This window comes from Actinospica robiniae DSM 44927, assembly GCF_000504285.1.
Classification (GTDB): domain Bacteria; phylum Actinomycetota; class Actinomycetes; order Streptomycetales; family Catenulisporaceae; genus Actinospica; species Actinospica robiniae.
This window is the reverse complement of record NZ_KI632511.1, coordinates 1,978,532-1,991,879: the sequence shown is the minus strand read 5'-3', so window position 1 is coordinate 1,991,879 and position 13,348 is coordinate 1,978,532. Positions and strand designations below refer to the sequence as shown.

At 72.7% G+C, this 13,348-nt stretch carries 10 protein-coding genes; 4 read left to right on the top strand and 6 right to left on the bottom strand.

What is annotated here, in order from left to right:
- Positions 1–139 precede the first annotated feature (139 nt).
- The 3 genes from ACTRO_RS08510 to ACTRO_RS08500 form a co-directional block, all read right to left on the bottom strand.
- Complete coding sequence (locus tag ACTRO_RS08510) at positions 140–2,377, bottom strand: pyridoxal-phosphate dependent enzyme (RefSeq protein WP_034262602.1); 2,238 nt, start codon at positions 2,375–2,377, stop codon at positions 140–142.
- A 19-nt stretch (positions 2,378–2,396) separates the two neighbouring features.
- Complete coding sequence (locus ACTRO_RS08505) at positions 2,397–3,887, bottom strand: argininosuccinate lyase (RefSeq protein WP_034262598.1); 1,491 nt, start codon at positions 3,885–3,887, stop codon at positions 2,397–2,399.
- A gap of 134 nt (positions 3,888–4,021) precedes the next feature.
- Entirely contained in the window at positions 4,022–7,183 is a 3,162-nt protein-coding gene (locus tag ACTRO_RS08500) for an AfsR/SARP family transcriptional regulator (protein WP_051450521.1), read from the bottom strand.
- Between the two features lie 395 nt (positions 7,184–7,578).
- Between ACTRO_RS08500 and ACTRO_RS08495 the strand changes: the two genes are divergently transcribed.
- Positions 7,579–7,851: a phosphopantetheine-binding protein gene (locus tag ACTRO_RS08495; protein ID WP_034262595.1), complete on the top strand. Its 273-nt coding sequence runs from the start codon at positions 7,579–7,581 to the stop codon at positions 7,849–7,851.
- Here ACTRO_RS08495 and ACTRO_RS08490 read toward each other — a convergent pair.
- Positions 7,832–9,409, bottom strand: coding sequence for an amino acid adenylation domain-containing protein (locus tag ACTRO_RS08490; protein ID WP_051450520.1), 1,578 nt, complete (start codon positions 9,407–9,409; stop codon positions 7,832–7,834). The genes ACTRO_RS08495 and ACTRO_RS08490 overlap by 20 nt on opposite strands.
- A gap of 50 nt (positions 9,410–9,459) precedes the next feature.
- Positions 9,460–10,230: a thioesterase II family protein gene (locus tag ACTRO_RS08485; RefSeq protein ID WP_084316089.1), complete on the bottom strand. Its 771-nt coding sequence runs from the start codon at positions 10,228–10,230 to the stop codon at positions 9,460–9,462.
- A 449-nt stretch (positions 10,231–10,679) separates the two neighbouring features.
- Here ACTRO_RS08485 and ACTRO_RS08480 point away from each other — a divergent pair, with 449 nt between their 5' ends.
- From ACTRO_RS08480 to ACTRO_RS08470, 3 genes are all read left to right on the top strand, one after another.
- Positions 10,680–10,862 carry a hypothetical protein gene (locus tag ACTRO_RS08480; protein WP_034262593.1) on the top strand — a complete coding sequence of 61 codons (183 nt, stop codon included), beginning with the start codon at positions 10,680–10,682 and terminating at the stop codon, positions 10,860–10,862.
- On the top strand, positions 10,859–11,176 hold the full coding sequence (locus tag ACTRO_RS08475) for a hypothetical protein (RefSeq protein WP_157435970.1): 318 nt from the start codon (positions 10,859–10,861) through the stop codon (positions 11,174–11,176). The genes ACTRO_RS08480 and ACTRO_RS08475 overlap by 4 nt, the downstream gene beginning before the upstream one ends.
- A 101-nt stretch (positions 11,177–11,277) precedes the next feature.
- The gene (locus ACTRO_RS08470; RefSeq protein WP_034262588.1) at positions 11,278–12,204 is read left to right on the top strand and encodes a CHAP domain-containing protein; all 927 of its coding nucleotides are present in this window, start codon (positions 11,278–11,280) and stop codon (positions 12,202–12,204) included.
- Positions 12,205–12,295: 91 nt separating this feature from the next.
- On the opposite strand, the gene ACTRO_RS08465 is transcribed toward ACTRO_RS08470, so the two are convergent.
- The gene (locus ACTRO_RS08465) at positions 12,296–13,276 is read right to left on the bottom strand and encodes a LuxR C-terminal-related transcriptional regulator (protein ID WP_034262585.1); all 981 of its coding nucleotides are present in this window, start codon (positions 13,274–13,276) and stop codon (positions 12,296–12,298) included.
- Between the last annotated feature and the right edge of the window lie 72 nt (positions 13,277–13,348).

The window sequence follows — 13,348 nt, the reverse complement described above, 5'->3', positions numbered from 1 at the left end:
AACAGACCCCGAAGAAGGAGGTGCGCGGCCCACAAGGCCCGACCGCCGAAGGCCCACGAGGCCCGCCGGCACTGCCCACGAGGCAAGCCGATCGCCGCTCCGGAAGACTCCGGAGCGGCGATCGGCTTTTGTCCCCGCCTTACCCCAGGTCGGCCTCGACCACGACGTTCAGCTGCGCGACGGCCTCGTCGAGCGCCCGCCGCACCTCCTCGGCGCTCTCTCCGGACGCGATGACGTAGCCGAGTCGGTCGTATGCGTCGCGTACCGCGTGCACCGCCTGCCCGGGGACGCCGGTGACCGTGACCTGGTCCACGCCGGCCACCGCCCGCGCCCGCTCCACGCCGGTCACCTGGAGCAGGCGCCCCGGAGCCGGCACGGTCAGAAACCTGATGCCGGCCCGCTTCGCGCGGGTCGCCGCGAGGCTCACCGGGAGGCCCGCGGCGCTGCGCACCTGCTGGTCCATCAGGTCGATCCCGGTGGCCAGGCGGACCAGTTCCGGGATCATCCCGCCGGCCGGGCGCGCGTTGACCTCCACCACGACCGGGCCGCAGTCGGCGGTCTTGAGCTCCACGTGCGCCGCGCCGCGCTCGAAGCCGAGCGCCTTGAGCGCCTGCCCGGCCGCCTCGGAGATCTCCCGGGCCTTGATCTCGTCCAGAGCGGCCGGGAACAGGTGGCCGGTCTCCACGAAGTGCGGCAGCGCACTGAGCGTCCGCTCGGTGACGCCGACGCAGTAGACCTCGCCGTTCACGCAGAACATCTCCGCGCTGTATTCCGGCCCTGCGACGTACTCTTCGACCAGCGCCGTGCGCGCGGTCTCCTGGCCGCGCACGTTCCGGGTGACCGCGAGGACCTTCGCGGCGTGCGCGGCGGCGGTCTCGGCATCCGGGCACCACAGCACGTCGTGCGAACCCGACTCACCGACCGGCTTCACCACGCAAGGCAGGCCGACCGCGGCGATGGCGGCGTCGACCTCGGACGGCTCGCTCACGGCCGAGAACCGCGGCTGGCCGATGCCGACGTCCGCGAGCACCCGGCGGGTCAACGCCTTGTTGCGGCAGGCCGCCATCGCGTCGACGGGGTTGCCCGGCACGCCGAGCCGCGCCGCCAGCCGCGCGCTGTGTTCGAGGTAGAACTCGCTGGTGGTGGTCACACCGGCGACGGTGCGTCCGGCCACCGTCTCCGCCACGACGTCGTGCAGCGCGGCGGCGTCGTCGGTGTCGCAGACCACGACCCGGCAGCCGGTCTCGGCCAGGCCCGGGTAGCGCTCCCGGTCCTTCGCGAAGAGCACCGGCTCCACCCCGAGGCGCACAGCCGTGCGCAGCATCAACATCCCGGTGCCGGTGGTGTTGGACTCGACGAACACCAGCACCGGCCGATCCCGGCGCGGGATGCGGGCGAAGGACCAGCTCGTGACGGCGGTCCCGTACTCGACCTCGGCCGGCTCGGCCGCGATCGGTCCGGCCGGCCGGTGCGTGTACACGCTCTCCACGTAGCGGTCGCCGCGGTCGGGCATGATGCCGACCAGTTTCGTGCCGGGCGCGGCGTTGCGCGCGAGGTGGCTCAGGATCCGGTAGACCGAGCCCGAAGTGTTGCCGCCGAAGATCTTCTGCTCCCGGGCCAGCCGGTGGGTGGCGTCGAAGGCCTCGTCGTCGGAGAGCCAGTGCACCTCGTCGAAGAGCGTGTAGTCGATGTTGTCCGGGAACAGGCTGTTGCCGAGGCCGCTCTGCTTGCGCGAGGGCACGTCCGGCTGGGCGAAGAGCACGCTGCCGACGCAGTCCACACCGACGACCTTCAGCTCCGGCAGCCGCTCCAGCAGCGCCCGCGAGGTGCCGCACAGCGAGCCGCCGCTGCCCACCGCGCCGACCACCACGTCCAGCCCGCCCAGATCGGCCACCAGCTCGTCGGCCAGGGTGCGGTAGGCCGCCGGGTTCTGCGGGTTCGAATACTGCCGCGGCCAGAACGCCCCGGGCAGGCCGGCCATCAGCTCGGCCAGCCGCTCCAGCCGGGCGCTCTGCCAGCCCTGGCCGGTCATCGCCTCGACCACGTGCACCTCGCAGCCGAGGGTGGTGAGCTTGGCCAGGGTGATCGGGTCGATCCGCGGGTCGGTGACGATGTGCACCGGATGGCCGAGATGGGTGCCCACCAGCGCCAGGCCGAGGGCCATGGTGCCCGAGGAGCTCTCCACGATGGGCGCGCCCTCGGCCAGCGCCCCGGTCCGCCGGGCCTCGGCGATCACCTGGCGGGCGACCCGGTCCTTCATGGCGAAGTTGTTGAGCATCTCGAGCTTGGCGTACGCCTCCACGCCTTCCGGGGCGTCGATCCGCAGCCGCACCAGCGGGGTGTGGCCGATCGCGTCGATGATCGATGAGTGTCGCATGGTCGGGCTCCTTCGAGAGTCAGGATTCTACGTCGTAAAGCAGGGCATTGACTTCAGTGGCGGCATCGCGGCCGGCCCGGCCGCGCCGCGCCCAGCCCTTGCCGAGCTCCGCCGCCTCGGCGTCCAGGTCGGCGAGCATCGTGCGGACCGCGTCCGGGTGGGCGGAGCCGGCCGAGCGCTTGGCCCGCAGCCCCTCGGCCACGCCGAGGGTGGCCTCGAGCAGCGTCCGCCCGTCCCGCACCGGGTGGCCGGCCTCCGCCGCGACCGCCGCGAGCAGCGCGCCGTCGGGCTCGGCGGGCGCGATCCCCGCCTCGATCGCCCGCTTGATGTAGCGGCCGGCGATCACCTGGGCGGTGCGCCAGGGGACGCCCTCGTCCAGGGTGAGGCGGTTGGCGAGGGTGAATCCGCCGAGGAACTCCGCTTCGCAGGCCTCGCGCATGCGCTCGGTGTGGAACGAGAGGTTGCGCACGACCACCAGCGCGATCCGCAGCACCGAGCGCATCGCGTCGAACTGGCCGTGCAGCCGGGCCCCGGCCTCCTTGGACACCTCGACCGTGTTCGCGTAGGCGCTGTTGCGCTGGCCGTTGGCGAGGTCGAAGGCGAGCCCGCTGACGTGCGCGCACCGGCCCCGCAGCCGCTCGAGCACGGGGAAGTTGCGCTTCTGCGGCATCGCGGCCGAGATCCCGGACAGCTCGTCGGGCAGCTCGAGGAAACCGTATCCGCTGCCGCCCCAGGTCATCAGGTCGGTGCTGAAGCGGCTGAGGGTGACGGCGAAGTTGGACAGCTCCATCGCGACGGCCAGGGCCCAGCCGCGGGAGGCGACCGAGACCAGCGCGTGGGCCTGCGGCCGGGCGAAGCCGAGCAGCTTCGCCATGCGGTCCCGGTCCCAGGGCAGCTCCTGCCCCGCCATCGTCCCCGCGCCCAGCGGCGAGGCGTCGATCTCGTCGTAGACGGCGAGCAGCCGACGCGCACAGCCGAGCGTCTCGCCCGCCACCGCCGCGAAGTAGAAGCCGGGGGTGATGATCTGCGCGGCCTGGGCGTGGGTGTACCCGGGCATCGGGACGTCCGCGTACTCCCGGGCCAGCTCGCCGGCGGCGTGCGCGAGCGCGAGCAGTTCCCCGGCGATCGCGGCCACCTGCTCGCGCGCGGCCATCAGCTGCGCGCAGGACTGCAGGTCGTTGCGGCTGCGGTCCACGTGCCAGGCGCTGAACGGCCGAGCCGAGCCCGCCGCGACGTGGCGCTCGATGGCGAAAGAGATGTCTGACATGTTCTCCCGCGGATCGGCGCGTACCGCCGCGGTATCGAGCGAATCCAGCCGCTCGGCGATCGCGGCCGCTCCGGCCGCGTCCACCAGCCCCATCCGCCGGTACTCCAGGAGCAGCACCCGCTCGATCGCCGCGTAGTGTCCGAGCAGATGCTCGGCCTCGTACGCGAACTGGGGAGCGAGGATCTCCTCGTTCCAGACCTCGGCGGGTACGCCGCTGATCCGGCCGGTCAACTCACCTGCCATGATGAACCCCTTATGGGTGGTTGATAGTTGTATGCGAAGCTTCTGCGGACGTCGAAGACCGGCCCGCGGCCGGGCGATCCGCGGATCAGCGCACGGGTATCTGGATGCTGATGATCAGAATGCTGCCGTGGTGCTCAGGAACCGGCCGCGGCAAGGGCCTCGAGCCGGCGGCCGATCTCCGCGGAGAGCGCCGCGGCCGGTCCGGCGTCGCTGCCGGAAAGCAGCCGGGCCGCCGTGCGCAGCTCGGCCTCCGCCTCGCGGATGCGGCCGCAGGCCTCGAGCACCCGCGCCTTCATCGCCATGGCCTGTACGGACAACAGCGGCGCGCCGATCTCCCTGGCCAGCGCGGCGGCCTTCTCCGCGTGCCCGCCCGCGCTGTCGTGGTGCTCCAGCCCGAGTTCCGCCTCGGCGAGCGCGATCACCGCGCGATAGCCGACCGCGCGGTCGCCCACGATGGCGGCCTGCCGGGCCGCGTCGGCCAGCGCCTGCGCGGCCTCCAGATAGCGCGCTCGCCGCAGGTCCACGCGGGCCAGCCCGATCACGCCGTAGCACCGGCCGACGACGTCCCCGGACTCGCGGGTCATCGCGATCACCTTGTCGTAGCACTGCGCGGCCCGGTCCAGTTCCCCGCTGTGCAGAGCCAGGTCGCCGAGCTGCTTCTCCACCTGCGCCCCGACGCGGTGGTTGCCGGTGCGCTGGCACAGCTCCTCGGCCCGGCGCAGCAGTCCGCGCGCCTGTTCGGCGTTCCCGGACTCGATCTGCACCTGGGCCAGATGGATCAGGCAGTAGGCCTCGGCGATCCGGTCGCCGGCCACCTGGAAGACGCGCAGGGAGGACTCCCAGTGCTCCGTCGCGGCCTGCACGTTCCCGCCGCGCCGCTCCAGCGTCGCCACGTTGCGCTGCACCAGCGCCGAGCCGTACTCGTCGCCGTTCCGCAGGTAGATCTCGTCGGCCAGCGAGAACTGGCGCATGGCCTGCTCGTTGCGCTGGACGAACAGATGCAGCGAGCCGAGCGAGTAGCGCATCGCCGCCTCGCCCCGCTCGTTGCCCGTGCGGCAGGCCGCCTGCAGCACCGCCTCGTGCGTCTCGCGCCAGTCCTCGAAATAACAGCGGGCCTCGTAGAGCGCGACCGAGCTGATCGCCAGCTCCGAGGCGTGGTCCACCAGAGCGTTCGCAGCGCACTGCCTTATCGTCGCGGCCAGCGCGACCCGCTCGTGCTCGAACCAGGCCAGCGGATCCTTGAGCAGACGGTCCGTCAGCTGCTGCGGTAGCGCGCGCCGTCGCGCACGGCCCTGCGGCAGCAGGTATTCGCCGCAGTACTCGCGGCTGTGCGCCGCGCGGGAGAGGTAGAGCATGGTGCCGGCGAGGCGCTCGAGTGCGGCCGCCTGCTCATCGGGCCTTTCCTCGGCGGCCAGCCGTTCCCGGGCGAAGGAGCGCATGATGTCGTGGAAGCGGTAGCGCGTCGGCTCGCCCACCGGCAGCTGCTCGGTGTGCAGCAGATAGGCCTCGACCAGTTCCTCGAGCAGGTCTTCGCCGTCGTAGACGTCCACGTCCAGCAGCGGGGCGACGGCCCACGAGGCCAGGCTCGGGGCCTCGGGCAGCGCCATCAGGCGAAGGAGCCGGCGCGCGCCGGCCGACAAGGACTCGTAGGTCCCGCTGATGCTCGCGCGCAGGCCCATCTCGCCGTGGTGGAGCTCGTCCAGGCGCCGCGAGTCGTCGAGCAGCCGGTCCACGAGCGAGGCAACGCTCCAGTGTGGCCGGGCGGCCAGACGCGCGGCGGCGATGCGCAGCGCCAGCGGCAGCCCGTCACACAACGCGCACAGCGTCGCCACCGGCTCCGGCTCGGCCGCGACCCGCTCATCGCCGAGGATGCGCGCGAGCAGTGCGGTCGAACCCCCCGGCTCGAGAGCGCCGACCTCGTGCCGGCCGGCCGCGGGCAGGCCGGCCAGCCGGCGTCGGCTGGTGACGATGACCGCGCACTGCGGATTGCCCGGCAGCAGCCAGGAGAGCTGCTCCTCGGAGACGGCGTCGTCCAGCACCACCAGGATCCGGCGCGAGCCCAGCAGGTTCCGGTACATCTCAGCCCGCTGATCCAAGCCCTCGGGCAGATTGTGCCCCTCCACCCCGAGCACCCGCAGGAAGCGGCCGAGCACCTCGGCGGCGTCCACCGGGCGGTCGCCCACCTGGAGCCGGGCCATGAGCTGACCGTCCGGATAGTCCGGGGCGAGCCGGTGGGCCACCTCGATCGCCAGCGCCGTCTTGCCCGAACCGCCCGGGCCGAACACGATGTCGACGCTGACCGCGGTCTGCGCTCCGGTCTGGGCCCGGCGCGGGTCGGCGGAGGCGAGGATGCGGGCGGTGATCAGTTCCCGCCCGGTGAAATCCGGCACCGCCGCCGAGAGCAGCCGCGGGATCGGCGGTTCGGACGGGAGCCGCACGGCCACCGGCACCGGCGCGGGGGGTTCGGCCCGGCGCGGGGCCGCGGGCTCCGGCAGCGCCTCGCCGTTGAGGATCGCCCGGTGCAGCCGCTGCAGCTCCGGACCCGGCTCGATGCCGAGTTCGTCCACGATGAAGATGCGGGCCTTGCGGTACGCGTCCAGGGCCTCGGCCTGCCGGCCGGTCCGGTAGAGCGCCGAGATGAGCAAGGCCTGGAGATGCTCCCGGAGCGGATGGTCGCGCACCAGCCGGATCAGCTCGCCGATCGACTCCTGCCGCGGCTCCGCGTGCAGTTCGGTCTCGAGGCACTCCTCGGTCGCGGCCATCCGGGTCTCGTCGAGATGCAGCACGGCGCCGCGCAGGACCGGGCTCTCCAGGCCGGAGAGCGCCGGGCCGCGCCAGAGAGAGAGGGCACTGCGATACGCGGCGGCCGCGCCGGCCCGGTCCCCGGCCTCGCGCAGCCGGCGTCCGGCGGCCACTCCGGACTCGAACGCGTCCAGGTCCAGCCAGTCCGTGTCGAGTTCGAGCAGATAGCCGGGCCGGCGGGTGGAGATCGGATCGCGCCCGCCGCTCTCGCGCAGCAGACGCCGGATGGCCGAGACGCAGATCTGGATCTGGGCCCGCGCGGTGCGCGGCGGATCCTCGTCCCAGACCGCGGTGATCAGCCGGTCCACCGGCACGACGCTGCCCTCCTCGAGCAGCAGCATGGCCAGGACGGTCAGGTTGCGCGGCCCGCCGACGTCGACGGGCATCCCCGCGTGCGCCGCCTCGAACGGGCCCAGCACCCGGAACTCGGTGCGCCGGGCCGGAACGCCTTCCCCGTCTGCGGTGCCGCCCGTCGCTCCCGTCGCATTCCTCACTACACCAGTCCCCATCATCACCGTGCAGTGCAGTCGGTACCAGGGCACGACATCATGCTCCGGTACACATGCGAGTACACCCTGTGCGTCGCAACGCGTCAAGGGTGGCATACACCGCAGGCGGCTTCCAGGGTTGCGCGGGTTCGGCCACTGCGGCCGATTCCGGGCACACCGGCGCCCCGGGTCCGGGCCGCGCCGACCGCCTCCGGCCGTCTGACCGGCCCTAAGTCCTCGCGTGATGCTCACGAATCTCACGTGCCCCTCTCCGATCCGCGCTCTCGAGTCACCCTGGGAACAGTCAAAAGCAGTCAATGAAACGGATTCCCGGCTTCGCGCCGACCGGTCATGCAGCATCCTGATATCATCTGGGGAATGAATGTCCGGGAGGGCTACCGATGATCACCCGCGCCGAGGCCGAGCTCGGCACCGAATACGCCGCACCCGTGACCGAGACACAGCGGCGGCTGACCCTGCTGTGGGCCGATCGTCTCGGCATCGAGCCGGTCGGGATCGAGGACGACTTCTTCGAACTCGGCGGCGATTCGATGGCCGCGGCCGAGCTCCAGCTCGCCCTCGAGGCCGGCTTCGGCGTGGAGGTCGCGGCCGCCGCGCTCTTCCGCGAGCCGACCATCGCGCGCCTCGCCGCGCTCATCGACTCCCGGCGCTGAAGCCCGCCGCCGCGAGCCGGTCCAGCGCGATCCGGTCCAGTTTGCCGTTGGGCTGCCGGGGCAGGTCGGCCACCGTGGTGAACGCGCTCGGCACGGCCGCGGCCGGCACCCGCCGGAGCAGGTGCGTGCGCAGGGTCTTGGCCGAGACCGGCTCGCCGCTGGCGACCACCGCGGCGACCAGCACCTTGCGCTCCGGCCCGGCCGCCACGCCGATGCCGGCCTCGGCGACTCCGGGGCAGGCGGCCAGCGCGGCCTCGATCTCCTCGAGTTCGATGCGCATCCCGCCGAGTTTGAGCTGCCGGTCGGCCCGGCCGTGGAAGTCGAGCGCCCCGTCCGGCCGCACGCTCACCAGGTCGCCGGTCCGATAGCTGCGTTCGCCGTCGAGCACGGCGAACCTGCCGCCGCCGGACGGGTCGATCACCGCCGAGTCCACCGCGTAACCCATCGCCACGCCGGGCCCCGCGACCCAGAGCTCGCCGATCCCGCCGGCCGGGACCGGCTCGAGTCCGGCGGTGCGCACGCGCAGCCGGGCCCCGGGGATCGGCACGCCGATCGGTATCCCGGAGGCGACCGCGTCCTGCGCGCTGCACCGGTGCACCGTGCACCAGACCGCACACTCGGTGGGCCCGTACTCGTTGTCCAGGGCCACCTGCGGCAGCAGTTCGAAGTGCCGGCGGACCAGGTCGCGCGGGCAGGCCTCGCCGGCCACGATCACCGCGGCGAGCCGGGCGAACCGCGCGGCGAGCCCGCCGCGCAGGGCCACGGCGTACAGCGTCGGCACGATCAGCAGGTGCGAGGCACGTGGATCCGCCGCGGCGCGGCCGATCGCGCCCAGGTCGCCGGCCCGCTCGGAGGGGATGAGCAGGGTGGCGCCGGCCGCCAGTGTCCAGAAGATCCCGGCGTACGCGCTGTCGAAGGAGAGCGAGGAGCACAGCACGAAGCCGGTGACGGCCTCGGGATAGTGCTGCAGGCGGGCCGCGGTGGAGGCGGCGATCGCCCCGTGCGAGATGACCGCGCCCTTCGGCGTGCCGGTGGACCCGCTGGTGAAGCAGGTGTAGGCGGGAGCATCCGCGGACAGGCGCGGGCCGTGGAATCCGTCGGCCGGCTCGATCTGCGCCAAGGCCAGCACCCGGAGCGAGTCCGCGTGCGCCGCCGGCATCGGGCCGGTGTCCGGCCCGGCCAACGCCAGCCGCGCGCCGGACGCGGCGATCATCCGCTCCTGCCGCTCCGGCGGGAAGGCCGGGTCGATCGCGACGAAGCGCGCGCCGGCCCGCAACACGCCGAGCAGCGCCGCGATCGCCACCGCGGACGCACCCGCCCGGACGATCACCGGCTCACCCGGCCGAGCGCCCGCGTCGAGCAGAGCGGCGGCGATCCCGGCGCTCACGCGCTCGAGTTCGCGGTAGCCGAGTTCGCCTTCGGGCCCGGAGACGGCCGCGCGCGGGGCGGCCGCGGCGGACGAGGACCAGTGTGCCGAGATGAGGTCGAGGACGGAGGCGGGCGCGTCCAGCGGCGGCCCGTCGAGGTCGGCAGTGGGCTGATAAGTGCGGACCGGCACGAGGGCCCATCCTTTCGGGTCGGGAGGCTGAGTTCGGGTAGGGCGTCGGCTCAGCCGACGCGCAGCGGCCGCGGAGCGCGGACGAGTGCGCGCAGCCGGTCGAGAAGTCCGGGCGCGTCTTGGATGAAGAAGTGCCCGCCCGGGTAGATCCGCACGTCGAACTCGGCGGCGGTGTGCCCGGACCAGGCGCGCACCTCGTCGGGCCGGGCCAGCGGGTCCTGCTCGCCTCCGATCGCCAGGACCGGCAGGTTCAGCGCGGGCTGCTCGGTGTAGTGGTAGGAGGCTCCGGCTCGCAGGTCCGCGCGCAGCGTGGGCAGGAGAAGGTCCATCAGGTCGCGGTTGGCCAGGATCTCCTCGTCGGTGCCCTCGGCCATGCGCATGAAGTCCTTGCAGGCCTCGTCGTCGTCCAGCTTGTCGGGGGCATGCGCGGGCGTGGCCACCAGGCGCAGGTGCGGGGCGCGCGAACCGGAGACGACCAGCGCTCGCGGCGGCCTCCCGGCCGCGCCCAGGGAGCGCGCGGCCTCGAAGGCGATCAGGGCGCCGAGGCTGTGCCCGAACAGGACGTAGTCCTCAGGCTCCTGCGCCGCGATCGCCGCCGCGGCCGCCGCGGCCAGGCGGGGGAACGAGGCGAACGGCGCCTCGCCCAGGCGGCTCTCCCGACCCGGCGGCTGCATCGGCCGCACGTCGTAGGCGTCGGCGAGGTCGGTGATCCAGGTCCGGTACATCGTCGCGCCGGAACCGGCTGAGGGCAGGCAGTACAGGCGCGGCAGCGCGGCGCCGGTCTGTGCGGACCAGAAGGGGAACCAGGGGTCTGTGATCATCGGGAAGCCTCCGTCGGCTCGGGTTCGGCTGCGCGGTGAACGTAGACGCCGTCGGCATCAGTCCTCTATCGCGGCGTTATTCCGCACCCCTGCGGTCGGCGGGATCCGAGGGCGCGGAGCGCACGAGGACCGTGTGGCTTGTACGAGGAAAGCGCCGACGGAGCGGTTCACTACGGCAGCGTGGTCACTATCGCGTAGTCGTCGGTGAGTTCCCGCACGCGCGGACGCGGCTGTGAGTGTGGCGGGTCAGCGGGGCACTGACCTGGCTTTTCCCTGGCCGCATCAGGCGTGACCGGTTCAGGGCGGCCCGTTCCTCTTCCGCCGTCCGCGGGCCCGGCAGCACACTCATGGTTGTCGGGGCAAGCCCGGAGCGGCCCGCCGGATGCGGCGGCCGAGAGCACATCAGAGCACTTCTTTCATCCGACTTCACGCCGTTTGGGGATACCGCCATGTCCGAAACGCTTCGCCGGCCGCTCGCGCTGCTGTTACTGGCCGCCTGCCCCCTCATCGCGGGCGCCGGGCTGCGCGCCTGTGCCGCCCCGCACGCGGCCGCCGCCGCAGTGGTCGCGGTCGGCACGCAGGCCGGTCCCTCGCAGCTGCCGGCGCCTTTGTGCGCGGGGTGTTGGGGGTGAGTGGATTGGACCTGATCTGGCTGAAGCTGACCGCCGAGGGAGACCCCCACGCGGTGGCCGAGCAGACCGTGATCGACATCCTGTGGGCGAGCGTGCGGCCCGAAGACAGGGTGGAGCACATCTCCGTCCGCGCCGACGGCGCGCTCGGCCTGCTGGTCGCGGTGTTCGTCCGGGCCGGCCCGCCCGACGGGGGAAGAGGGGCCGCGCTGCGGGTGGCGCGAGCCGCCGCGGCGATGTCGCCGATGCTGGCCGGCTGGACCGTCCGCCTCTCGCCGCCCGCCGCACCGGAGCCGACGGGCGAGCCCGCCCCCTGACCCTCTTCGCTCCCGGCCGCCCCGCCGGAGAGCTCCACCGGTCGAACGACCGTTCCGGCCGGCATCCCACCAGTAAATCAATGTATTGATAAGGAGTCGTCATGACCCGATCCGTGAAGTCCGTCCGCCGGGTGGCCCGCCTGCTCGCGCCGGTGCTCGTGCTGCCCGCCGCCGCGTTCGCCGCCGCGGGCCCCGCGCAGGCCTTCTCCGGCACCTATCAGGTGACCGGCGCCGACAGCCAGGGCCTGGCCGACCTGACCAAGCCGCACACCGGCGGCACCGACGGCAGCGTGCTGCTGCGCTGGCTCGCCAACGGCGCCAACCTGACCGTGGTCTGCCAGGTCGATAACGGCGACCAGGAGGACGGGCGGACCCAGTACGGCCACCCTTTCACGACCTGGGACCAGCTCAGCGACGGCAGCTACGTCTATGACTGGTACACGAACACGCCCACGGTGGCCACCAACGGCTACTCGCCGGGCATCCCCGCTTGCGGGAGCGGCTCCGTGTCGATCGGCAACGACTACCCGTCGTCCTGGCAGAACGCGGGCAAGGACAGCTTCGCGACCAGTTGGGGCCTCAACCGGGAGTGCGTCTCCTACGCCGCGTGGGAGCTCTACCGCCTCAACGGCGGCAAGCAGACGCCGACCGGCACGGGCTCCGGCTCGCTGCCGAGCGACTGGAGCACCTACTCCATCGACGTCGACAGCGTCTACGGGAACGCGGGCGACTGGGGGAGTGTCGCGCAGTCGAAGGGCATCGCGGTCAACAACTCACCCACGGTCGGGTCGATCGCCTGGTGGACCAACGGCGGCAACAACGGCACCTTCACCGTCGGGCACGTCGCGGTGGTCACCGCGGTCAACAGCGATGGCTCGATCGTGATCGCCCAGTACAACCTGCGCGAGGACGGGCTGTACTCCACGCTGCACATCCCGGCGGGCGGCAGCGCGGTCGACACCTCCAACGGCCACGGCGCATTCACCGTCTACTGGCCGAACGGGTTCATCCACTTCAACGGCCGCTGATCCGGTCGGTTTCGGCGCAGGCCTCCCGCGACTGCTCCTCGGTCGCGGGAGGCCTCCGCGGATTCGCGCCGTCGCCCGTTCACGCGAAGGACTACAACCAGCCGCGCTCCTTGGCGCGCAGCCCGGCTTCGAAGCGGCTTCTGGCGTTGAGCTGCTTCATCAGATCCGCCATGATGCGCCGCACCGTGCGTTCGCCGAGACCGAGCTGCCGACCCGCCATCTCGTCCGTGGCGCCGGCCGCCAGCAGCGCCAGCAACTGCTGCTGCAACCCGGTCAGGCCGGTGGCGGGATCGACGGGGAGGGCGTCGACGATGGGCGAGGCCCGGGCCCAGAGCATTTCGAACAACGCGGCGAGCTGGTCGATGACCCCGCGGTTGGTCGTGGCCACGGCTCCGGCCCGCTCATCGGCTGGATCCAGCGGGACCAAGGCGGTTTTGCGATCCACCAGCAGCAGCCGACGCGGCAGCAGCGGCGCGGTGCGCACCTGCGCGCCGGACTCGCTCATCCACCGTGCGTAGGCCGCGGTCGGCGGGTCGTTGCGGATCGCATCCTGATACAGCACGCGGATCGGCACGCCCCGCCCGAGCAGCCCGGCATCGGCGTCGCGCGCCGCCTCGAGCACCTCGACGGGTCGCGCCCCTCCCGGCACGAGTGAGAGCACTTCTGACCGAGCCCCCGCCAGCAGGCGGTTCAGCCGGTCTTGGACCGCGTCCAGCCCGGTCAGATGCTCGCTGTCGGATCTCCCCGGAGCGACGACGTCGAAGTTCGCCATGAGTGTCTTGACGGCAGCCTGACTGCGGTCGAGGGCCGCCTGTCCGGCGGCCAGTTCCTCCTGGCGGTTTCGTAGCAGCGCCTGCAGGCCGACGGCCGGATCGACCGGCCACAGCCGTCCCTCGTGCTGGCGCGACGGGCGCACCAGCGAGAGTTCGACCAGCTGCTCGAGGAGGTCGTGCACCTCGGTTTCGCCGAGGCCGACGGCCTCGGCCAGCTCGGCCACGCCGGCGGCGGGATTCGAGACCATCGCCGTGTACAGGGCCTGGGCGGATCGACCCAGGCCGAGCGCTTCCAACATACGACCAGCTCCTGCTCAAGACGGTGCGGCGCCGATGCCAGGCGTCTGCGATGCCGCTCTCACCGCAGAGAT